Origin of the sequence: Streptacidiphilus alkalitolerans, from assembly GCF_042511045.1 — a bacterium.
GTDB classification, from domain to species: Bacteria; Actinomycetota; Actinomycetes; order Streptomycetales; family Streptomycetaceae; genus Streptacidiphilus; species Streptacidiphilus alkalitolerans.
Window position 1 is genome coordinate 72459 of the sequence record NZ_JBHEZX010000005.1, and the last position, 21802, is coordinate 94260.

General features: G+C 72.7%; 22 protein-coding genes and 1 tRNA gene. 13 read left to right on the forward strand and 10 right to left on the reverse strand.

Annotated features, from left to right (window positions below; genetic code table 11):
- Positions 1-19: 19 nt before the first annotated feature.
- Positions 20-634, reverse strand: coding sequence for a hypothetical protein (locus ACEZDG_RS12530; protein ID WP_380507133.1), 615 nt, complete (start codon positions 632-634; stop codon positions 20-22).
- 122 nt (positions 635-756) lie between these two features.
- A complete protein-coding gene (locus ACEZDG_RS12535; RefSeq protein WP_380507136.1) occupies positions 757-1290 on the reverse strand; it encodes a PaaI family thioesterase in 534 nt (177 codons plus the stop codon).
- 93 nt (positions 1291-1383) lie between these two features.
- Between ACEZDG_RS12535 and ACEZDG_RS12540 the strand changes: the two genes are divergently transcribed.
- Positions 1384-1860, forward strand: coding sequence for a winged helix-turn-helix transcriptional regulator (locus ACEZDG_RS12540; RefSeq protein WP_380507139.1), 477 nt, complete (start codon positions 1384-1386; stop codon positions 1858-1860).
- 25 nt (positions 1861-1885) lie between these two features.
- On the opposite strand, the gene ACEZDG_RS12545 is transcribed toward ACEZDG_RS12540, so the two are convergent.
- A complete protein-coding gene (locus tag ACEZDG_RS12545) occupies positions 1886-3040 on the reverse strand; it encodes a N(5)-(carboxyethyl)ornithine synthase (protein WP_380507142.1) in 1155 nt (384 codons plus the stop codon).
- 99 nt (positions 3041-3139) lie between these two features.
- Here ACEZDG_RS12545 and ACEZDG_RS12550 point away from each other — a divergent pair, with 99 nt between their 5' ends.
- From ACEZDG_RS12550 to ACEZDG_RS12580, 7 genes are all read left to right on the forward strand, one after another.
- Positions 3140-3838: a glycerophosphodiester phosphodiesterase gene (locus ACEZDG_RS12550; RefSeq protein WP_380507145.1), complete on the forward strand. Its 699-nt coding sequence runs from the start codon at positions 3140-3142 to the stop codon at positions 3836-3838.
- A 100-nt stretch (positions 3839-3938) separates the two neighbouring features.
- On the forward strand, positions 3939-5129 hold the full coding sequence (gene cqsA, locus ACEZDG_RS12555; protein WP_380507148.1) for an alpha-hydroxyketone-type quorum-sensing autoinducer synthase: 1191 nt from the start codon (positions 3939-3941) through the stop codon (positions 5127-5129).
- Between the two features lie 44 nt (positions 5130-5173).
- Positions 5174-5431: an acyl carrier protein gene (locus tag ACEZDG_RS12560; protein WP_380507151.1), complete on the forward strand. Its 258-nt coding sequence runs from the start codon at positions 5174-5176 to the stop codon at positions 5429-5431.
- Positions 5432-5434: 3 nt separating this feature from the next.
- On the forward strand, positions 5435-6664 hold the full coding sequence (locus tag ACEZDG_RS12565; protein ID WP_380507154.1) for a beta-ketoacyl-[acyl-carrier-protein] synthase family protein: 1230 nt from the start codon (positions 5435-5437) through the stop codon (positions 6662-6664).
- Entirely contained in the window at positions 6661-7752 is a 1092-nt protein-coding gene (locus tag ACEZDG_RS12570; protein WP_380507157.1) for a beta-ketoacyl synthase N-terminal-like domain-containing protein, read from the forward strand. Before ACEZDG_RS12565 ends, ACEZDG_RS12570 begins: the two co-directional genes overlap by 4 nt.
- Positions 7749-8513, forward strand: a complete 765-nt coding sequence (fabG, locus tag ACEZDG_RS12575) for a 3-oxoacyl-ACP reductase FabG (protein ID WP_380507160.1) — start codon at positions 7749-7751, stop codon at positions 8511-8513. Before ACEZDG_RS12570 ends, fabG begins: the two co-directional genes overlap by 4 nt.
- On the forward strand, positions 8497-10188 hold the full coding sequence (locus tag ACEZDG_RS12580; RefSeq protein WP_380507163.1) for a phytoene desaturase family protein: 1692 nt from the start codon (positions 8497-8499) through the stop codon (positions 10186-10188). The genes fabG and ACEZDG_RS12580 overlap by 17 nt, the downstream gene beginning before the upstream one ends.
- A gap of 189 nt (positions 10189-10377) precedes the next feature.
- On the opposite strand, the gene ACEZDG_RS12585 is transcribed toward ACEZDG_RS12580, so the two are convergent.
- Entirely contained in the window at positions 10378-11166 is a 789-nt protein-coding gene (locus tag ACEZDG_RS12585) for a hypothetical protein (RefSeq protein ID WP_380507166.1), read from the reverse strand.
- Positions 11167-11256: 90 nt separating this feature from the next.
- Between ACEZDG_RS12585 and ACEZDG_RS12590 the strand changes: the two genes are divergently transcribed.
- Positions 11257-11982, forward strand: a complete 726-nt coding sequence (locus ACEZDG_RS12590; protein WP_380507169.1) for a VIT1/CCC1 transporter family protein — start codon at positions 11257-11259, stop codon at positions 11980-11982.
- An 81-nt stretch (positions 11983-12063) separates the two neighbouring features.
- A tRNA-Asp gene (locus ACEZDG_RS12595) sits at positions 12064-12137 on the forward strand.
- Positions 12138-12452: 315 nt separating this feature from the next.
- Here the strand turns inward: ACEZDG_RS12595 and bldC are convergent.
- Positions 12453-12659, reverse strand: coding sequence for a developmental transcriptional regulator BldC (gene bldC / locus ACEZDG_RS12600; RefSeq protein ID WP_003949541.1), 207 nt, complete (start codon positions 12657-12659; stop codon positions 12453-12455).
- 562 nt (positions 12660-13221) lie between these two features.
- Complete coding sequence (locus ACEZDG_RS12605; RefSeq protein WP_380507176.1) at positions 13222-14169, reverse strand: hypothetical protein; 948 nt, start codon at positions 14167-14169, stop codon at positions 13222-13224.
- A 130-nt stretch (positions 14170-14299) separates the two neighbouring features.
- Here ACEZDG_RS12605 and ACEZDG_RS12610 point away from each other — a divergent pair, with 130 nt between their 5' ends.
- Together ACEZDG_RS12610 and ACEZDG_RS12615 are read left to right on the forward strand one after the other, a co-directional pair.
- The gene (locus ACEZDG_RS12610; RefSeq protein WP_380507179.1) at positions 14300-15439 is read left to right on the forward strand and encodes a Glu/Leu/Phe/Val dehydrogenase dimerization domain-containing protein; all 1140 of its coding nucleotides are present in this window, start codon (positions 14300-14302) and stop codon (positions 15437-15439) included.
- A 331-nt stretch (positions 15440-15770) separates the two neighbouring features.
- On the forward strand, positions 15771-16010 hold the full coding sequence (locus ACEZDG_RS12615; protein WP_380507181.1) for a DUF3073 domain-containing protein: 240 nt from the start codon (positions 15771-15773) through the stop codon (positions 16008-16010).
- A 138-nt stretch (positions 16011-16148) separates the two neighbouring features.
- Here the strand turns inward: ACEZDG_RS12615 and purM are convergent, their stop codons facing one another.
- The 3 genes from purM to ACEZDG_RS12630 form a co-directional block, all read right to left on the reverse strand.
- Positions 16149-17243: a phosphoribosylformylglycinamidine cyclo-ligase gene (purM, locus tag ACEZDG_RS12620; RefSeq protein WP_380507184.1), complete on the reverse strand. Its 1095-nt coding sequence runs from the start codon at positions 17241-17243 to the stop codon at positions 16149-16151.
- 72 nt (positions 17244-17315) lie between these two features.
- Positions 17316-18902, reverse strand: a complete 1587-nt coding sequence (gene purF, locus ACEZDG_RS12625) for an amidophosphoribosyltransferase (RefSeq protein ID WP_380507187.1) — start codon at positions 18900-18902, stop codon at positions 17316-17318.
- A gap of 101 nt (positions 18903-19003) precedes the next feature.
- Positions 19004-19885: a sterol carrier family protein gene (locus tag ACEZDG_RS12630; protein ID WP_380507190.1), complete on the reverse strand. Its 882-nt coding sequence runs from the start codon at positions 19883-19885 to the stop codon at positions 19004-19006.
- A 63-nt stretch (positions 19886-19948) separates the two neighbouring features.
- Here ACEZDG_RS12630 and ACEZDG_RS12635 point away from each other — a divergent pair, with 63 nt between their 5' ends.
- Positions 19949-20896 carry a DMT family transporter gene (locus ACEZDG_RS12635; RefSeq protein ID WP_380507193.1) on the forward strand — a complete coding sequence of 316 codons (948 nt, stop codon included), beginning with the start codon at positions 19949-19951 and terminating at the stop codon, positions 20894-20896.
- Here the strand turns inward: ACEZDG_RS12635 and ACEZDG_RS12640 are convergent.
- The gene (locus ACEZDG_RS12640) at positions 20877-21752 is read right to left on the reverse strand and encodes an RNA polymerase sigma-70 factor (protein WP_380507196.1); all 876 of its coding nucleotides are present in this window, start codon (positions 21750-21752) and stop codon (positions 20877-20879) included. The two genes, ACEZDG_RS12635 and ACEZDG_RS12640, sit on opposite strands and share 20 nt — an antisense overlap.
- Positions 21753-21802 lie beyond the last annotated feature (50 nt).

Consider the following 21802-nt stretch of genomic DNA (forward strand, 5'->3'; position numbering starts at 1 on the left):
CACCGGTCGGTGCCGCCGGTCAGTAGCGCTGGGCCTGGGCGAGCTTGGGGACCAGGGCGAGCTCGGCGGGCTTGGTGCTGAAGGCGACCGGCTGGGCCTTCTGGCCCGCGGCCAGGTCCTCGGCCCCCACCACGGCGGTGTCGACCACCTTGCCGGTGCTGTCCACGAAATTGATCTTCACCGCGTAGGAGGCGGTCCCGCCGCTGCGGTTGGTGATGTTGACGACCACCGCGTTCAGCCCGCCGATCCGGTCCCGGTTCAGCCCGGTCAGCCCGACCTCCGCGGTGGCGTTGCCGGCCCCGGACACCTTCGCCAGCTCGGCCTTCGCCGCCGTCGTGGCCCGTCCGGACTCCGCCGACACCGAGGCTTCGAACGCCGAGGCGACGGCCGAGGCGGAGGCCGCGGAGGCCGAGACGGCCGCCTTGGCCGAGGCGGCCAGCGACTCCAGCGCCGTGGGCGGCGCTCCGGAGAAGGACTGCGGATCGGGCGAGAACGAGGGGGTGGACCCGCCGCCCGCGCTCGTCGACGAGCTGCTGCACGCCGCCAGGCCGAGCACTCCGGCCGTACCGCCGACCAGCAGGCCGCCCGCCAGCAGCAGCCGCCCGATCCGCCCGCCCACCTGAGAAGTTCCCACCGTGCCACCTCATCGCCGTCGTCCAGGGCCGGGCTCCGGATCCCGCACCTGTGCACCAGCCTCACCCACCCCCGCCGGGGCCGCGACCTGCAGTGAGCCATCCAGTGCAGCCCTGGTCCCGGCTACTCCGGGCGCATGATCAGGCAGCTGCTGGTGGCGGTGGCGCAGACCTTGCCCGCCGCGTCCAGGATCCGGCTCTCGGCGAGCGCGGTGCGGCGGCCGAGGTGGACCACGGAGCCCACCGCGGTGATCGGCCCGGTGGCGACCGACACCGGGCGCAGGAACTTCACCGAGAGGTCGAGGCTGGTGTAGAAGACGCCGACCGGGAGCCTGGTGTGCACGGCGCAGCCGCAGGCCGAGTCCAGCAGGGTGGCGAACACCCCGCCGTGCACCGAGCCGATCGGGTTGTAGTGGAACTCCCTGGGGGTCAGCCGGAACTCGACCCGCCCCTCCTCGAAGGTGATGCCGTCGAAGTCGAGGGTGTTCAGGATGGGCGGCGGCGGGACCTTGCCCGCGGCCATCGCGGCGAAGAAGTCCATCCCGCTCAGCCCGGCCGCGACACCGGCCGTCTCCAGCGGGTCGGACCAGCTGTAGGTTCGCTCGCGGATCGCCGCCGACGGGTCGCCGACCTCGTCGAACTGCTTGGTCCCGGTCATCGGTCGCCCCTCGTGCCGCTCGTCGGACAGGCTGTGCGGCCACGCTAGGGCAGCTGAGTTCTTATTTGCAACTCAGCTCGCTAGAATCCCGGCATGAGCCCTGCCCCGTTCAGCGTGTACGACAGCGAGACCTGCTCGATCGCGCGCACCCTGGCCCTGGTCGGCGACCGCTGGAGCCTGCTGGTGCTGCGCGACCTGGCCAACGGGGTGCGCCGGTTCGACGAGCTGACCTCCCACCTCGGCATCGCCCGCAATGTGCTGACCGGACGGCTGGCCGCGCTGACCGGGGCCGGTCTTGTGGTCCGCTCCGGCTACCGGGCCGAGGGCGCCAGGGAGCGCCACGAGTACCGGCTCAGCCCGGCCGGGCGGGAGCTGATGCCGATCCTGCTGGCCTTCATGGGCTGGGGCGACCGGCACCTGGCCGGCCCCGAGGGCCCGCCCGCCGTACCGGTGCACGCGGACTGCGGTGCGCCGGTACGGGTGTCGGTGACCTGCGAGCAGGGGCACGAGCTGGGCGAACGCCCCCGGCTGCTGCTGCGGCCGGGCCCCGGCAGCCGCACCCGGGGCTGACCCGGGCGCGCGGCTGCCCGGCCGGCTACTGCTGCGGGTGCGGGTACTCCGCCGCACGGTGCTGGAACGCCAGCACCGCCGGATTGCGGACCACCCCGGCCCGGATCTCGATGGCCCGGCGGATGGTCTCATCCGCCTCCCAGGCGTCGGGGCCGTCCAGCACCGAGCGCAGGTAGGGCATCAGCGCCTCGCTGTTCTCCCAGGTGGCGGAGTTCCACAGGTAGGAGGGGCTGTGGTCGACGCCGTAGTAGTGCACCTGGTCGCCGACCGTGAACATCGGCTCGGCGAAGGTGGTGGGACGCGCCCAGCTGAAGCCCATGCCCTCGTCGCAGGAGACGTCGACGACCAGGGTCCCGGGCGCCAGCGTGGCCAGGTCCTCGTCTATCAGGAAGGTCAGCGGCGCGCTGGTGTCCTGGAGCACGCAGTTGACGATGATGTCGTGGCCCGCGAGGAACTCCGCCAGCGGCTGCCGGCCGTCCTCGGTGAGGGCGTGGCTGCGGCGCGGGTCGGCGGTGTCGTCCGCCTCGTCGTGGTCGAACTGGACCATCCTGGCCGAGTGGATCGGCGAGCTCACCGCGGTGACGCCACGCGCGGTGAGCACGTCGACGTCGTGCACGCCGAGGGCGCTGAGCGCGGTCACCGCGCCTCGGGCGGTGGCGCCGAAGCCGATCACCACCGCGCGCAGCCGGCGGCCGTAGTCCCCGGTCGAGCCGGTCAGCTGCATCGCGTGCAGCACCGAGGAGTACCCGGCCAGTTCGTTGTTCTTGTGGAACACATGCAGGTTGAACGAGCCGTCGCTGGTCCAGTGGTTCATCGCCTCGAAGGCGATCAGGGTCAGCCGGCGGTCGATCGCGGTCTGGGTGACCTTCTCGTCCTGCACGCAGTGCGGCCAGCCCCAGAGGACCTGCCCCTCGCGCAGTTCGGCGACGTCCTCCAGCATCGGCTTGCCGAGCAGGATGACGTCGCAGTCCGCGATCAGTTCGGCCCTCGGGCGGAGCCCGGCGACGAGGGGGGCCAGTTGCTCGTCGGAGACCCCGAAGCGCTCGCCGTACCCCTGCTCCAGGTGGATCCGCCCCCGGAGGTCGGTGTCGATCCGCTCGAAGTGCGCGGGGTGGATCGGCAGTCGCTGCTCGTTCTCCTTGCGTGACTGCGCCATGATGCCGAGCTTGAGTTGGTGCAAAATGCCCCTTTGATTACTCCCTGTGTACCACACGGGTCCACTTCGGGCGGGGCTCGCGCGCGTAGGATGGCGGGCGACTCGGGGAGGGGTAAGGACCGGATGACGCTGCTGATCGCCCATCGCGGGGATCCGCTGGTACTGCGGGAGAACACCCTGCCCTCGGTCCGGTCGGCGATGACCGAGGGCGCGGACTGGGTCGAGGTCGATGTGAAGCTGACCCGGGACGGTGTCGCCGTGCTGCTGCACGACGACACACTGACCCGGCTCTGGGGCCACGACCGGCGGGTGGACGCGCTGTCGTTCACCGAGCTGGGCGAGCTGACCCGGGGCGACCGCTGCCGGATCCCGACCCTGCGGGAGGCGCTCGACCTGGCCCGCGACACCGGCGTCCCGCTGATGATCGACGTGCCCAGGCTGCCCGAGGCGCTGGCCGCGGCGGCGCTGGTCCGCGCGGACGGCCGCTTCGCCCAGGCGGTGTTCACCGGCCCGGCCGCCGCCCTGGCCGGGCTGCGGGCGGTCGCGGACGAGGCCTGCGTCGCGATGAGCTGGGAGTCGCCGCTGCTCCCCCGGCCGACGCTGCTGCGCCGGGTGCGCCCGGACTACTTCAACCCGCACCACCGCTGGCTCACCGCCGGCCGGATCGCGCGGCTGCAGCGCCGGGGGCTGAAGGTGAGCACCTGGACCGTGGACTGCCCGCGCCGGATGGCGGATCTGGCCTCGGCCGGGATCGACGCGATCATCTCCAACGACCTGCGGTCGCTGCGGCACGTCCTGGCCCTGCATTCCACGGAGCAGTAAATACTTCTATTGCCACGTATGCCGCGGGCATGTGCGTTCTTCAATTATTAACCTGTATGTTTCCCCCATAACGTACTCATTGCAATCACGGGGACAACACATGGGCAGCGGCTCCACCGCGCTCGCGGAGCGCCTGCGGGCATGGGATTTACGGCAGGCGGGTTGGGGCGGTCCGATCTACCGGGGACGAACTGCGCCCGGGCCCGGCGACCTGGTGCTGATGTCCAATGACTACCTCTGCCTCGGCGCTGCGGCCGATGTGGTCGAAGCGCAGGTCGAATCGCTTCTGCAGCACGGCAGTGGACTGCTGATGTCCGGCGCCTTCACCGGCGACGCCGATCCGCGGCGGGATCTCGAAAAGCAACTGGCTGCCTTTCTGCGGGCCCCCGCGACCATGCTCTGCCAATCCGGCTGGGCGGCGAACACCGGACTTCTCCAGGCCATTGCCGGAGCCGGATCATCGGTTTATGTGGACGCCACCGCACATATGTCCCTATGGGCCGGAATCCAGGCCGCCGAGGCGGTCGCGCGTCCTTTTCCGCACAATGACCTGGACTATCTCGAACGGCTGATCGGACGGCACGGCCCCGGCCTGATCGCCGTGGACGCCCTCTACAGCGTCACCGGCGACCTCTGCCCGCTGGCCGAACTGGTCGCGGTGGCCGAGCGCACCGGCTGCGAGGTGGTCGCGGACGAGTCGCACACCCTGGGCGTGCTGGGTCCGCAGGGCTCCGGGCTGACCGTGGCGCTGGGACTGGCCGACCGGGTCGGCTACCGGACCGCCAGCCTGGCCAAGGCCTTCGCCGGACGGGCCGGCCTGGTCGCCTGCTCCCGGCGGACCGCCGAGTTCCTGCCGTTCCACTCCCACGGGGCGATCTTCAGCTCCACCCTGCTGCCCCACGATCTGGCCGGTCTCGCCGCGGTGCTGAAACGTATCCTCACCGCTGACGACCGGCGCGAGCGGCTGGCCCTGAAGTCCTCCGCGCTGCGCGAGGGACTGACCGCGCTGGGCTACAACATCGCGCCGAGCGAGAGCCAGATCATCCCGCTGCAGCCGGGCACCGAGCAGCGCATCTCGCTGCTGCAGCACCTGATGGACGGCGAGGGCGTGTTCGGCGCCCCGTTCATCCCGCCCGCCGTGGGTCGCAACCGCTGCGTGCACCGGCTCTCGGTGCACTCCGAGGTCACCGACGCCGAGCTGGAACGGGTCCTGGACGCCTGCGCCCTGCTCCGGGACAAGGCCGGGGTGCGGCATTGGAAGTCGACCCGCCGCCTCGGCGCAGCCGTCTGAAGAAACGTTCCCACCACGCACGTTCCCACCAGCAAGGAGCAACCATGGACACCCTCGCCCAGTCCGGCGACCGGATCACCAGGATCACCAGGATCGTCAGCGACCACCTGGAGATCGAGCCGGACGAGATCGCCCCCACCGACCGCTTCGTCGAGGACCACGGCGCCGACTCGCTCGCCCTGATCGGCGTACTGGCGGCGCTGGAGGCCGAGTTCAAGGTCGGCATCGACCAGTCCGAGCTGCGGCGGATGACCGACATCAGCAGCGTGGAGCAGGTCATCGCCGAGATCGGCGCGAGGTAGCCGGTGTCCCGTCACCTCCGCCGCCGGGTCGTCGTCACCGGCCTCGGCGCGGTCTCCAGCATCGGCATCGGCCAGGCGGAGTTCGCCGCCGGGCTGCGGGCCGGACGCAGCGGGGTCAGCCCGATCACCGCCTTCGACACCACCGGGTACGCCCACGCCAACGGCTGCCAGGTGCTCGGCTTCCGGCCGGAGGAGTGGATCCACCGGATCCCGGTCGCCGACCTCGGCCGGGCCGGGCGGTTCTCCGCCGCGGCCGGGCGGATGGCCGTGCGCGACTCCGGACTGACCGAGCAGGACCTGCGCGCGGTGCGCTGCCAGATCTCCATCGGCACCACCGACGGCGAGTCCTTCGACCTGGACCGGCTCACCGCCGCCGCACTGGCGGGCGGCCCGGAGTCGATGAGCCGGCGGCTGACCCGGCGGATCGCCTCGACCCGGCTCTCGGTCGCGGTGGCCCGCGAACTTGGCCTGACCGACGCCGAGGTGCTGACCGTGGGCACCGCCTGCTCGGCCGGCAACTACGCGATCGGCAACGGCCTGGACGCGATCCGGGCCGGCGAGGCCGACATCGCGCTGTGCGGCGGCGCGGACGCGGTCTGCCGGAAGACCTTCACCGCGTTCTACCGGCTCGGCACCATCGCCCCCGACTGCTGCCGCCCGTTCGACGCGGACCGGCAGGGCATCCTGACCGGCGAGGGCGCCGGGGTGCTGCTACTGGAGAGCCTGGACTCGGCGCTGGCCCGCGGCGCCCGGATCTACGCCGAGGTGCTCGGGTACGGGCTGAACTGCGATGCCTCGCACCCGGTCGCGCCGAACCAGGCCAGCGTGGCCCGCTGCATGGACCTGGCGCTGGCCGACTCCGGGGTGAAACCGGAGGAGGTGGACCTGATCTCCGCGCACGGCACCGGCACCAGGGCCAATGACATCACCGAGGCGCGGGCGATCCGCGACGTCTACGGCGACCGACCGCCGCGCACGGTCTCGCTGAAGTCGATGCTGGGCCACTCCATGGGCGCGGCGAGCGCGCTGGGCGCGATCGCCTGCTCGCTGGCGATCACCCACGGCTTCATCCCGCCGACCATCAACCACCGCAGCACCGACCCGGAGTGCGCGATCGACTGCGTGCCCAACCACGCGGTGCCGGCCGACCTGCGGATCGTGCAGAACAACGGCCTGGCCTTCGGCGGCAACAACGCCGTGGTCGTCCTCGGCAGGCACGAGCAACTCCCATGACCACAGCGATGAAGGGCACCATGCGCAGCGATGTGCTGACCGTCACCGGCTGGTCCGCGGTCTCCCCGTACGGGCTGGGCCGCGCGGCCTACACCGCGGGGGTGCGCGACCGCCGCCGCACCGACACCGCACTGGACCCGGCCCGCTGGCAGGGGCCGGACGCCCGGGCCTGCCTGGTGCCCGGCTTCGACGTGCGGGAGGTACTGGGCCGCAAGGGCACCCGGGCGATGAACCGGGTCACCGGGCTGGCGGTGACCGCCGTCGGCGCGCTCGCCGACCTGGGCGGGGAGGGGGCCGACACCGCGCTGGTGCTGGGCACCACCACCGGCAGCCTGCAGTCGATGATGGACTTCACCCGGGACTCGCTCACCGGCGACCGGCCCTTCGACGTGGACCCGACCGCCATCCCCAACAGCGTGATGAACTGCGCCGCGGCCCAGTGCGCCATCTGGCACCGGATCGAGGGCCCCAACACCACCCTGGCCTGCGGACGTCCCAGCGGGCTGCTGGCGCTGGCCTACGCCCGGCGGCTGCTCGTCAACGGCCGGGCCTCGGCCGCCCTGTGCGGGGCGGCCGAGGAGTACACCGGGGCCAGGGCCTGGATCGAGCACCACAACCGGGACGCCGCCCCCGCGCTGCTGGGCGAGGGCGCCGCGGTGCTGCGGGTGGAGCTCGGCCCGGCCGAGGACGGCGGCCGGGACAGCGCGGTGCTGGCGCTGCGGTCGCTGCTGCGGCTGCCGGGGGCCTCGACCGCCGAGCTGGTCGGGACGGTGGTCCGACGGGCGCTGGAGCAGGCCGGGGTGACGCCGGGTGAGGTCTGGGCGGCGGTGCCGTCCGGGCTCTGCGCGGAGGAGACCTGGGCGCTGACGGAGGTGTGCGGCGACGAGGCGCTGGAGCAGGTGCCGCTGACCTCGGAGCTGCTCGGCGACACCGGTGCGGCCTCGGCCTCGTTCCAACTGGCCAGCGCCCTGGCGCTGGCCGACCGGGCCCCGGGACGGATCGCCGTGGTCACCTCGGTCGACGGCGACGGCCTGGTCGCGGCAGCGGTGCTGCGGCTGGCCAAGGAGCAGCAGGAGGCAACGGTATGACGGGAGATCAGCCGACGGTGGCTCGGACAGCCGGGACCGCCCTGGTCAGCGGCGGTTCGCGGGGCATCGGCGCGGCCACCGTGCTGCGGCTGGCCGAGGACGGCTGGGACGTGGGCTTCTGCTACCGCGCGGACGGCGAGTCGGCCCGCCGGGTCGAGAAGGCCGCGGGCGAGCTGGGGGTCCGGGTGCTCGCGGTGCGGGCGGACGTGTCCGACGCCGTCGAGGCCAAGGAGTTCACGGCCCGGGTCGAGGGCGAACTCGGCCCGGTCAGCGCGGCGGTGAGCTGCGCCGGGATCACCAGGGACCGCCCGCTGGCGCTGATGGACGACGCCGACTGGCACCAGGTGATCGACACCAACCTGGACGGGGTGTTCCACCTCTGCCGGGCCGCGGTGTTCTCGATGATGAAGCGCCGCACCGGCGCGGTGGTCACCCTCTCCTCGGTCTCCGGGGTCTACGGCAACGCCTCGCAGGTCAACTACGCGGCCTCCAAGGCCGGGATCATCGGCTTCACCAAGTCGCTGGCCCAGGAGGTCGGCCGCTACGGGATCCGGGCCAACGCGGTGGCCCCCGGCTTGATCGACACCGATATGACCGCGGAGCTGCCGGAGCGGATCCGCGGCAGGCTGCTGGACTCGGTGGCGCTGCGCCGCTTCGGCACCGCCGGGGAGGTGGCGGAGCTGGTGGCCTTCCTGGTCTCCGACCGCGCGTCCTACGTCACCGGCAGCGTGCTGGAGGTGCACGGTGGCATCTCCCTCTGAGCGCCGCTACGACGCGGTGGTGGTCGGCGGCGGCATGGGCGGCCTGGTCTGCGCCGCCTACCTGGCCGTGGCCGGACGCAGGGTCCTGCTGGCCGAGCAGCACGACGTGGTGGGCGGCAACAGCCAGGTGTTCCGGCGCCGCCGCCGCTACGAGTTCGACGTCGGCGTGCACTACCTGGGCGACTGCGGCCCGGACGGGATCATCCCGGCGATCCTGTCCGGCCTCGGCGCGGCCGGGCGGATCGGCTTCCGCCCGATGGACCAGGACGGCTTCGACCGGCTGCTGCTGCCCGGCCTGAGCGTGGACGTGCCCGCCGACTGGGACCGCTACACCCGGCGGCTGACCGCCGCGCTGCCCGCCGAGGCCGCCGGGATCGCCCGGTGCGCCGCGGTGCTCCGGGCCGCGGCCGAGGACCTGAGGAGCCGTCTCACCGGCCGCAGGGGCCCGGGCCCGGGCCGGGACGTCGGCGGCGCGGACCCGGAGCTGCTGCGGCAGGGCGCCGGCACCCTGGGGCAGCTGTTCGCCCGCTGCGGACTGTCCCCGCGCGCGGCGACCCTGCTCGCCGCCCAGTCCGGGAACTACGGCGGCCCGCCGTCCAGCACCCCGGTCAGCGTGCACGCGGCGATGCTGGACCACTATCTGCGCGGCGCCTACTACCCGGTCGGCGGCGGGCAGATGCTGCCGGCCACCCTGGTCGAGGTGATCGAGGCCCACGGCGGGACGGTGCGCACCCGCTGCCCGGTGCGGCGGATCGCGGTCGGGGACGACCACCGGGTCCGCGGCGTGCTGCTGGCGGACGGGGAGAGCGTCCGGGCCCCGGTGGTGGTCTCCAACGCCGACTACCGGGAAACCGTGCTGGCGCTCTGTCAACCCGGGGTGTTCCCGGCCTCGGTGGCGGCCAGGACCGCGGCGGCCGGCTCCCGGGCCGCGGTCGCCGTGGTCTATCTGGCCCTGGACCGGCCGCTCGACCTGCCCAACGCCAATCTGTGGTGCTGGAACGGCGACGACATCGAGCGCTCCTACGCCCGGGCGCTGGCCCCCGGTCTGCCGCGGCAGAGAATGGCCGAAACCGATCGGGTGCCGTTCGCCTTTCTCTCCTTCGCCTCGCTCAAGGACCCCGGCAGCCGCACCGTCTGCCCGCCCGGGCACAGCAACTTCCAGGTGATGACCCTGGTTCCGCCGGATGCCGGCCAGGCGCTGGCCGGTTACCGGCGCGGGGCCGAGTACCTGGCCGGCAAGGCCCGGCTCACCGAGGCGCTGCTGGACACCGCCGAGCGGGCGATCGGCCCGTTCCGGGACCGGATCACCCATCAGGAGTCGGCGACGGCGCTGACCAACCGGCGCTACATCGGCGGCCGTTCCGGCAGCCCCTACGGCTTCGCCCACTGGGGCGGGACCGGCCGCCGCCCGGACGTCAGGACCAGCGTCGAGGGGCTGTACGTGACCGGGGCGAACACCCGGCACCAGGCCGGCATCGCGGGCACGGCCGTCAGCGGCATCACCGCGGCCGGGCACATCCTGGGCCGCCCCGGACTGCTGCCGGAGGTCTGTGCGGGCGCGGTGCTGGGCGACCCCGACCTGCTGCCGACGCGGGGCGCGGACTTCGACCCGCTCCGGGTCTCCCGGGGGCTGGACCGCCGGAACGCCAGGGGGCTGGCCCTGATCGACCGCTGAGCGCCCGGGGCAGCCCGTGGTGTCGCTGGGACCAGGGCTGCCACCCGCGCGGAGCCGAGCCTTGTCGCCCCCCGGCGACAAGACCTGACTCCCTATAGACACCCTGGGACCTTTGGAATGTTGCATCCCAATTTCTGCGGCCTGGTCCAGGCGGCCCGCCACGCCCTCCGACCGGCCGTCCCGCCGCCGTCAGCCGCCCGCCAGCACGCAGTCGCCGCAGAGGCCCGAGCGGGCCGAGCGGGCCGCCGCCGCGGGCGCGGCCCGGTAGATCAGGCAGCAGCTGCGGCGCCGGAAGCCCCGGCCGGCGCCGGGCCCGGTGCTCGCGCCGCGCAGCGCCGGCTGCCGCTGCAGCGCCGCGGCCAGCACCCGGGCCCGCTCGGCCACCGGCCCCGGCGCGGTGGCCGCCAGGGCCGCGGCGGCGCCGTTGACGGCGGAGGCGACATTGCCCCACAGCACCTGCCGGGAGACCGAGAGGCCGGCCGCCGCTTCGACCAGGGCCCGTACCGGGCCGTCCAGCAGCCCCGCGCCGAGCAGCCGGGCGGTGGACTCCGGGTCGGTCTCCGGGCCCGCCAGGGCCGCCTGCAGGGCCTGCTGCGGCAGTGCCAGCGGGAAGCCGCCGCCGAGCACCGGCTGCCAGCGCAGCGCGTCCAGGCCGACCGCCAGCGGCCGTCCGTAGAGGGCCGCGAAGCCCAGGGCGGGCGACAGCAGCCGGGCCACCAGGCCCAACTGGGCCACCGAGGCGCCGATCCGCAGCTCCAGCTCCTCGGGGGACCGCCCGCCGCCGGCCGCCAGGTAGGCCCGTACCGCCTCCGCCCGGTGCCGCAGCACGGCCGGTTCCTGGACCAGTTCGGCCATCGGCCGCCAGGGCTCGGCCGGGGGTTCCTGCGGCGGGTAGGTCTCGAAGGCGAAGAACGGCCCCAGCGCCGCGACCCGCTGCCGGGCCTGGTCCGGTGGGGCTCCCCGCTGCTGGGCTCCCACGCCGCGCCTCCCGTTCAGCCGTCCGGTCCCGCGACCGAGCGTACGGGGTGTCAGCCCGCGCCCGCCGCACCGGACCGGCAGACTCCGGGGGTGACCGCAGACGGGACCGCAGGGGACGCACCGGCCGAACCGCACCACGAGGGCCTCGGCAGCAGGCTCAACTGGCTCCGTGCCGGGGTGCTCGGCGCCAACGACGGCGTGGTGTCCACGGCCGGCCTGGTGCTGGGCGTCGCCGGGGCGACCGACGACGCCACCGCGCTGCTCACCGCGGGCCTGGCCGGGCTGCTGGCGGGGTCGCTGTCGATGGCGGCCGGGGAGTACGTCTCGGTCAGCACCCAGCGCGACTCCGAGCGGGCCGCCCTGGCCCTGGAGCAGGAGGAGCTCACCCGGACCCCGGAGGCCGAACTGGAGGAACTGGCCGGGCTCTACCGGGACAAGGGCCTCAGCCCCGCGCTGGCCCTGGAGGTCGCCACCCAGCTCACCGCGCACGACGCCCTGGGCGCCCATGCGGAGACCGAACTGGGGATCGACCCGGACGAGCTCACCAACCCCTGGCAGGCCGCCTGGGCCAGCTTCCTGTCCTTCACCGTGGGCGCGCTGCTGCCGCTGCTCGCCATGGTGCTGCCCCCGGCCTGGATCCGGCTCTACGTCACGGTGGGCGCGGTGCTGGCGGCGCTGGCGCTGTGCGGCTGGGTCAGCGCCAGGCTGGGCCGGGCGCCGGTCCCCGCCGCGGTGCTGCGCAATGTGGCGGGCGGCGCGGTGGCGATGGGGGTCACCTACCTGGCCGGCGCCCTGCTCGGCGCGGCCGGCGGCTGAGACGCCCCATCCGGCCCGCCCCACCTGCGGTTAGACCTCCGCCCCGGAAATGCAGTACAGTCTGACGAGTCAGCACAGCCTGGCCTCGTGGAGCAGTTGGTTAGCTCGCCACCCTGTCAAGGTGGAGGTCGCGGGTTCAAGTCCCGTCGAGGTCGCCGTTGATCAGCCCGAATCCTTCCGGATTCGGGCTGATCTGTTTTCCTGACGCCGCCTCAGCCCCGGTTGCCCACCCTGTGACACGCGTCACTCGTCGCTTCCTGAGACGGGCTTACCTTGGCGCCGCTCCGTCAGGCATCCATTTTATATATACCATTGCACCGTCAGTCATCACTTTGCGGAACACTGCTCCCACAACGCAGAAAACCGCACCGAACCCGGCGGAGTTCGGTGCGGTCCACTGCTTTTCAAGATCCTTTATTTCTGCGTGCCGATGCAGAGACAAAAGGCCGTGCTTGGGTTCTACGAAACCGTCAGGCTTCGCTGCGCTGCTGAGGGATGCCTGCAAGCAGGGCACGTACCTCGGCCTCGCGGTAACGTCGGTGCCCACCAAGCGTCCGGATCGACGTGAGCTTGCCGGCCTTGGCCCAACGAGTGACCGTCTTAGGGTCAACGCGGAACATGGTGGCGACCTCAGCCGGTGTCAGCAAGGGTTCGGCATCAGGTGTACGAGCGGTCATGAGCGGCCTCCTCGGGAGAACCGAACCAACGCGGTTCTTTCCTTCAAATTCTGCACCTTGGTCTGCGATGCCCGAAATGGCGCACGCCGACCAAGTCGGTAATAGGACGAACGGCTTGTCCTCGGCACTACAACTACACCATCCGTCCAGCCCCAACGACCAAATCGTCGGATTCAGCCCCTCCGGGCTCAAGCTCGACGGATGGCCATGGACCATGCCATAGCGGACAGTCACAGGCTCGTGACGATCAGTCATGACATGAACCAGACCCCCCGCATCCCCCGCGAAGTCTCTCGATCTCCCGTAGGCCGCTTGCTGTCTGCAGCGGACCTACGGTGAGGCTGGTTGTCCTATTTTGACACCCTGAGGGCACTTCGCGTCAACGGTGAGTCACGTCACGTTCGTGCGGTATTGACCCGATCCAGGACTTTGGTCCCATGTGGGTGGGAGATAAGCCCTGGTGCGACGTATGAGGGAAGGATGCCATGCGGGTTCACCACTGGTCTGGTCCAGTGCTGGCGTGATCCGTCGTGGCGGAAGTCCGCCACGGTTCCCGGAGGCGTCAGTTGGCGTACTGCAGCTCCTGCACCAGCCGCCAGCGCTCGGTGACCGCGCGGTAGGAACGGCCGGCCCGGGCGCCGTCGCCCTCGCGCAGCGCCGCGATCCCGTCCGCCACGTCCTGCACCGAATTGTCCCCGGCGAGAGTGCCCTCCGGGATCGCGTGGACCAGGCCGCCGTAGTCCAGCTCCACCAGCGAGCGCGGGTGGAACTCCTCCAGCCAGCGGCCGACCTCCTCGACGCCGGCCACCATCGGACCCTCGTCCAGCGCCTCCCGCAGCACCCGGTAGCCCCGGGCGACCCTGCGGCGGGCTTGTGCCATCGGGGTGCGGTAGCGCAGCACCGGCGCGACCCGGCGCTTCACGCCCCCCGCCGGCCCCTCGGCGTCCGCCGCCTCCCCTGACTCCGGGCCCTGCGGGTCCCCGTGCTCCCAGTGGGACGGCGCGAACTCCCGCTCCTCCGGGCCGAACAGCAGGAACCAGCGCATCGGCACATTCCAGGTGGTGGTCAGGATCCACGGCCGCCCGTCCGGGTTCTGCGCGCGCCAGCGGTCCCAGTCCGCCTCCGCCTGCTCCCGCACCACCGGCGGCACCACGGCGTCCAGCAGCGTCGGCGGCAGCAGCTCCTCCAACTGCTCCAGCGCCATCCAGCTGCGCAGCCGGGTGCGCCACGGGCAGAGGTAGGTCACCCCCGCGGCCTGGTGCACGAAGGCGTCCCTGCTCTCCTGCTCGGGCACGGCCACCGGGGGGACCGCGATCAGGTCCGCCAGCCGCTGCCTGGCCTCCTCCAGGGCCGTCACGCCCGCCACCGAGCCGGGCCCCAGGCGCTCGGCGGCATAGCCCTGCCAGTACGACCGCTCGGGCTCCCGGAAGGCAGCCAGCGGCTCGTACACACGCAAGTAGGCGGCGTAGGGAGGACGCACCGAGGTCCGCAAGGTAGGCACGTCTCGCATCGTCGCACGGAGGACCCCCCGCGCGGCCCGGAAGCTGCGGCTCCGCACCCCGGGTACGGGCAGGTTCTAGGCTTCAGGCACAACGCCCGCACCACAGCAGCGGGCGCGAGTCGACAATGGAGTCACCACCGTGACCGATGTCAGTGAGCGCTCCGGCGTACTGCGCCGGATCTTTGCCTCGGAGTCAGCAGCGGCCCCGGGCGACAGCCACGAGCAGGTCGTCCTCTGCCACGACCGCGACAGCGGCCTGAAGGCCGTCATCGCCATCCACTCCACCGCCCTGGGCCCGGCCCTGGGCGGCACCCGCTTCCACCCGTACGCCTCCGAGGAGGACGCGGTGCAGGACGCGCTGAACCTGGCGCGCGGGATGTCCTACAAGAACGCCCTGGCCGGGCTCGACCTCGGCGGCGGCAAGGCCGTGATCATCGGCGATCCGACCACCGTCAAGACCGAGGCGCTGCTCCGCGCCTACGGCCGCTTCGTCCAGTCGCTGGGCGGGCGCTACGTCACGGCCTGCGACGTCGGCACCTATGTCGCCGACATGGACGTGATCGCCCGCGAGTGCGACTACGTCACCGGCCGCTCCCCCGAGAACGGCGGCGCCGGGGACTCCTCGGTGCTGACCGCCTTCGGCGTGTTCCAGGGCATGCTGGCCTCCGCCCAGCACCAGTGGGGCGCCCCCAGCCTGGCCGGCCGCCGGGTCGGCGTGGCCGGGATCGGCAAGGTCGGCCACTACCTGGTGGACCACCTGGTCGAGGAGGGCGCCCGGGTGGTCGTCACCGACGTCCGCGAGGAGGCCGTCGACCGGGTCCGCGCCGCCCACCACGGGGTGGAGATCGAGGTGGTCGCCGACGCCGACGCGCTGATCCGCGCCGACCTGGACGTCTACGCCCCCTGCGCGCTCGGCGGCGCGCTGAACGAGCTCACCGTCCCGGCCCTGACCGCCACCGTCGTCTGCGGCGCCGCCAACAACCAGCTGGCGCACCTCGGTGTGGAGAAGGACCTCGCCGACCGCGGGATCCTCTACGCGCCCGACTACGTGGTGAACGCCGGCGGGGTGATCCAGGTCGCCGACGAGATCGACGGCTTCGTCTTCGAGCGGGCCAAGGCCAAGGCCGCGAAGATCTTCGACACCACCCTGGAGATCTTCGCCCGGGCCCAGGCCGACGGGGTGCCCCCGGCCGTCGCCGCCGACCGGCTCGCCGAGCGCCGGATGGCCGACGTCGGCCGGCTCCGCTCGATCCTGCTGCCCGGTGGCCGCCGCCCGTAGCCGGGCGACAAGAACGGCATTCTCACCTGATGCACCCATCCGGGGGATACCGGGCCCTCGGAAGGGGGACAATGGTCCCGGAGCGGCCTCGTCCGGCGCTCCGGGACGACTCCTGCGAAAGCCGCTCATAACCCCTGTGACCTGCATCGTTATGGTTACAACCGGGGTCAGCGTGCAGCATCTCGTACGGGCGGCGTACCGTACGGCGCTGTAAGCAGGTACCGTTATTGCTCTAAGGACCGACCCTCTCACTCCGGCGAGGGGTCGTTCCTCATCATGAACGCGTGTCAAGACTCGGGGCCATGAGCCCCGTCGTTGAGGGGGTCGAGCCATGGGGCGCGGCCGGGCCAAGGCCAAGCAGACAAAGGTCGCCCGCCAGCTGAAGTACGGCGACGTGGGTTTCGACCCGTCACGCCTGGCCAACGAGCTGGGCGCATCGCCATCGAGGGAACCGGTGAATCCGGAGCCCGTCGAGGACGATGAGGATGACGACGACGATCCGTACGCCTTGTACGCACAGCTGTACAACGGCGAGGACGACGACGAAGAGGACGAGCGCAAACACGCTTGACCTCTTCTGTGCCAGCCGATAGCCGATCCGGGTCCACCCGGGTCGGCCATTCGGCGTTCCCGTCCGCCGCCGCGGGGAGGTGCGGCACTGGACGGGGGCACCGCCGTCCTCGGCCGCGCCCCCGTACCGGATACTGTCCTACTCGGCGTACGTTCCGTACAGAGCTGCGCCGCCGTTGTTCCAGTCCCCCGCGCGGTCGACGATGTCGCCGAGCAGCCAGGCCTCCACGTCGCGGTCCTCCAGGATCGCCAGGACCGTGTCGACGGACTCCGGCGGGACCACGGCGACCATGCCGATGCCCATGTTCAGGGTCTTCTCGATCTCCAGCGTCTGCATCCGGCCGACCTGCGCCACCGTCTGGAACACCGGCAGCGGGGTCCAGGTGCCGCGGTCAAGACGGGCGTGCAGGCCCTCCGGGATGACCCGGGCCAGGTTGGCCGCCAGACCGCCGCCGGTGACGTGGGAGAAGGCGTGGACCTCGGTGGCCCGGGTCAGCGCCAGGCAGTCCAGCGAGTAGATCCGGGTCGGCTCCAGCAGCTCCTCGCCGAGGGTCCGGCCGAACTCCTCGACCTGGCGGTCCAGCTTCCAGCCGGCCTCGTTCAGCAGCACGTGGCGGACCAGCGAGTAGCCGTTGGAGTGCAGCCCGGAGGCGGCCATGGCGATCACCACGTCACCGGCCCGGACCCGGTCCGCGCCGAGCAGCGCGTCCGCCTCGACCACGCCGGTGCCCGCGCCGGCCACGTCGTACTCGTCCGGGCCGAGCAGCCCGGGGTGCTCGGCGGTCTCGCCGCCGACCAGGGCGCAGCCGGCCAGCACACAGCCCTCGGCGATGCCCTTGACGATCTGGGCCACCCGCTCCGGGTGGACCTTGCCGACGCAGATGTAGTCGGTCATGAACAGCGGCTCGGCGCCGCAGACCACCAGGTCGTCCACCACCATGCCGACCAGGTCGTGGCCGATGGTGTCGTGCTTGTCCATGGCCGCGGCCAGGGCCACCTTGGTGCCCACGCCGTCGGTGGCCGAGGCCAGCAGCGGCCGGTCGTAGCGCTTCAGCGCGCTGGCGTCGAACAGCCCGGCGAAGCCGCCGAGGCCGCCGACCACCTCGGGCCGGGTGGCCTTGCCGACCCACTGCTTCATCAGCTCGACGGCGAGGTCGCCCGCCTCGATCGAGACGCCGGCCGCGGCGTAGGTGGCGCCGGTGGGGCCGTTGGTCGGACTGGTCTGGTCGCTCACGGGAACGGCCCTTTCAGGATGTGGTGGTGCCCACCGGGGCCCGCAGCGGGCCCCGGGGCGGCACAGGGGGCCTCAGGGGCGGCGCAGGGCGTCGGAGGCGCCGATGCCGCCGACCATGGACTGCACGCCGTCGGCGTCGGTGCGGTGCTTGGCCGCGTTGGTACGGGTCGCCGGGGGCTTCCCGGCCGAGGCGAGCTCCGCCTCCAGCAGGTGCTTGCCGAGCAGCTCCGGGTCGGGCAGCTCCATCGGGTACTCGCCGGTGAAGCAGGCGGTGCAGAGCCGCTCCTGGGGCTGGTCGGTCGCCTCGACCATGCCCTCGGTGCTGATGAAGGCCAGCGAGTCCGCGCCCAGGGAGGCGCCGATCTCCTCGACCGACAGGCCGTTCGCTATCAGTTCGGCCCGGGTGGCGAAGTCGATCCCGAAGAAGCAGGGCCACTTGATCGGCGGCGAGGAGATCCGGATGTGGACCTCGGCCGCGCCGGCCTCGCGGAGCATCCGGACCAGGGCGCGCTGGGTGTTGCCGCGGACGATCGAGTCGTCCACCACCACCAGCCGCTTGCCCCGGATGACGTCCTTGAGCGGGTTCAGCTTCAGCCGGATGCCCAGCTGCCGGATGGTCTGGTTGGGCTGGATGAAGGTGCGCCCGACATAGGCGTTCTTCACCAGGCCCGAGCCGTAGGGGATGCCGCTGGCCTCGGCGTAGCCGATGGCGGCCGGGGTGCCCGACTCCGGAGTCGCTATCACCAGGTCGGCCTCCGCGGGGGCCTCCTTGGCGAGCCGGCGGCCCATCTCCACCCGGGACAGGTGGACGTTCCGCCCGGCGATGGTGGTGTCCGGGCGGGCCAGGTACACGTACTCGAAGACGCAGCCCTTGGGCTTGGCCTCGGCGAAGCGGGAGGTGCGCAGGCCGTTCTCGTCCACGGCGATCAGCTCGCCCGGCTCGACCTCGCGGATGAAGGAGGCGCCGACGATGTCCAGCGCCGCCGTCTCCGAGGCGACCACCCAGCCGCGCTCCAGGCGGCCCAGCACCAGCGGGCGGATGCCCTGCGGGTCGCGGGCGGCGTAGAGGGTCTGCTCGTCCATGAAGACCAGTGAGAAGGCGCCCTTGACCCGGGGCAGGATCTGCCGCGCGGTCTCCTCGATCGACAGGTCCGGGTGGCCGGCCAGCAGGGCCGTCACCAGGTCGGTGTCATTGGTGACCGCGGAGCGCCCGGAGCGGGAGACGTGCTGCTCGCCCGGCAGCTCGGCGACCATCTCGGCCAGCTCGGCCGTGTTCACCAGGTTGCCGTTGTGGCCGAGCGCCAGCGAACCGCGGCTGGTGGCCCGGAAGGTCGGCTGGGCGTTCTCCCAGACCGAGGAGCCGGTGGTCGAGTAGCGGCAGTGCCCGACGGCGATGTGGCCGAGCAGGGAGCCGAGCGAGGTCTCGTCGAAGACCTGGGAGACCAGGCCCATGTCCTTGTAGACCAGGATCTGCGAACCGTTGCTCACTGCGATGCCCGCGGACTCCTGTCCGCGGTGCTGCAAGGCATACAGCCCGAAATAGGTGAGTTTGGCGACCTCTTCACCGGGGGCCCAGACACCGAAGACACCGCAGGCGTCCTGGGGGCCCTTCTCGCCGGGAAGGAGGTCATGGCTGAGTCGTCCGTCACCGCGTGGCACGGTACCGAGTCTAGGGCAGTCCGGGGCCGTCAACCGAACGGAGCACATTCAGCAGGTCACCGGCACCGCGCCGGACGCGCGTAGACCGGGGCGGAATCCGCTCAGCCCATCACGGGGAGTAGTCGGGACAGGTCGCTGCGCTCACCACTGGCCGTGAGTTCCGCCACGTCCAGCGCCTCGGCCCAGCTCCGGCGGCCGGTCGCCAGCCGGATCCAGACGGCCGGGGAGGTCTCCACCACATTGGGCGGGGTGCCCCTGGTGTGCCGGGGCCCGGCCACGCACTGGACCACGGCGAACGGCGGGATCCGCAGCTCCACCGCGCCGCCGGGGGCCTGCGCGGCCAGGGCGTCGGCGAGCAGCCGGGTGGTCGCGGCCAGCGCCTGCCGGTCCGGCGGCAGCCCGGTCCCCAGCGCGGCGGCCAGGTCGTCGCCGTGCACCACCGTCTCCAGCACCCGGGTGACCAGGTAGTCGGTGAACAGCATCGGGCCGAAGCGGGTGGGGGTGCGCAGCCCCGGGGCGAAGCCGGGGGCGTCGGCCAGGGTCTTCAGCATCCGCTCGACGGAGGCGGCGACCGCCGCGTCCACCTCGGCCGGGGTGCCGCCGTAGCGCTGCTCGGCCGCGGCCTGCTCCTGGGCCACGGCGGCGATGGCCGGGGCCTCGGTGCGGGTGGCGGCCACCCAGCCGGTGAGCGACAGCGGCTCGCCCGGGCCGCCGTCGAGGCCGGCCTTGCGGGACACCGCGTCGAAGACCGTGCCGAGGTGCGCCACCAGCTCCCGTACCCGCCAGTCCCCGAGCCGGGTCGGTCCGGCCAGCCGGGCCTCCGGCTCCGGGCCGGTGCAGAGCTCGTGGACGGCGCCGCGCAGCACCTCGGCCTGCGCGGCGAGGGCGGTCCTGATCCTGGTCGGGTCGTAGCTGCGGGCCCTGGGCGTACGGGTACCGGCGTTCTTCGGCGGGGTCCTCGGCGCGGAGGCGGCTGGCGGCATGTGAGCGAGGGTAGGCACGAATCCCGCTTGCCGCCAGGACACAACCACGGCGACGCTGCTGTCATGCGCACCGAACCCGTTCTCGCCCCGTCCGCCCCCGCCGCCGCTCCACCCCGTCCGAAGCCGCTGCTGGCCTCGCTCGCGGCCGGGGTCACCGTGGTGCTGTGGGCCTCGGCCTTCGTCGGCATCCGCTCGGCCGGGCACGCGCTGCAGCCGGGACCGCTGGCGCTGGCGCGGCTGCTGGTCGGCAGCGCGGTGCTCGGCGGGTTCGTCGCCTACCGGCGCGAGCCGTTCCCGGCCCGCCGGGACCTGCCGAAGATCGCGGCCTGCGGGGTGCTCTGGTTCGGGATCTACAACGTCGGGCTGAACGCCGCCGAGCGGCTGGTGGACGCGGGGACGGCGTCGATGCTGATCGGGGTCGGCCCGGTGCTGATGGCGCTGATCGCCGGGGTGGTGCTGCGGGAGGGCTTCCCGAGGCCGCTGATGGCGGGAATCGTCTTCTCGCTGGCCGGCCTGGTGGTGATCGGGCTCTCCTCGCCCAGGAGCGGCGGCTCCTCGTCGATGGGCTGGGCCGCGCTGCTGTGCTTCGCCGCGGCGCTGGCCTACGCCTGTGCGGTGGTGATCCAGAAGCCGCTGCTGGCCCGGGTGTCCGCGCTCCAGGTCACCTGGCTGGCCTGTACCGTCGGCGCGGTCTCCTGCCTGCCGTTCGCCCCGGCCCTGGTCCACGAGACCGCGCACGCCTCCGCGTCGCCGCTGCTCTGGGCGCTCTACCTGGGCGTGCTGCCGACCGCCGTCGCCTTCACCACCTGGGCCTACGCCCTGGCCCGGACCAGCGCCGGACGGCTGGGCGTGACCACGTACCTGGTGCCGCCGATCTCCATCCTGCTGGGCTGGCTGATCCTGGGCGAGGTCCCGCCCGCGGTGGCCCTGGCCGGCGGCGCCCTGTGCCTGGCCGGGGTGGCGGTCTCCCGCTTCCGGCCGAGGCGGCAGGTCAGTCCTTCGGAACGGTGATGCGGCGGAGCTTGTCGGGGTTGCGGACCAGCCGGATGGCGGTGATCCCGGTCTGGTCCAGCTCCACCACCATCACGCTGTCGACCGCCGCGCCCGAGCTGAACAGCAGGCCGGGCTGGCCGTTGATGTCGACCCGGTGCACCGCCAGGTCCGGGACCGGCCGGTTGAGCAGGATACCGAGGATCCAGCGGGCCGCCTTGTCCGCCCCGGTGATCGGCCGCAGCGCCGCCTTGACCTTGCCGCCGCCGTCGGACCACAGGGTCACCTCCGGCGCGAGCATCTCCATCATCCGGTTCAGGTCGCCGCCGACGCAGGCGGCGAGGAACTCCTCGGTGACCCGGCGGCGCAGCTCCGGCGGGGCCTCGTAGCGGGGCCGCCCGGCCTGGACGTGGGCCTTGGCCCGGCTGCCGACCTGGCGTACCGCCGCCTCGGTGCGCTCCAGCATCGCGGCGATCTCGGCGTGGGCGAAGCCGAAGACCTCCTTGAGCACGAACACCGCGCGTTCCAGCGGTGAGAGGGACTCCAGCACCACCATCATCGCCAGTGAGACCGTCTCCGCCCGCTCCACCTCGCCGCCGGCGTCCGGGACGGTCACCAGCGGCTCCGGCAGCCAGGTGCCGACATAGGTCTCGCGCCGGACGGCGGCCGAGCCGAGCCGGTTCAGCGAGAGGTTGGTGACCGTACGGGCCAGGTAGGCGCGGGGCTCGGCGACGCCGGCGGTGTCGACCCTGCTCCAGCTCAGCCAGGCGTCCTGCAGGATGTCCTCGGCGTCCGAGGCGCTGCCGAGCATCCGGTAGGCGATGCCGAAGAGCACCGGCCGGTGCTGCTGGAACAGGTCGAGGGCGTCGTCGGTCATGCCTCGGAAGCTACCGCAAGCGACGCTGCCCCCGACCGGCCGGGGAGGCC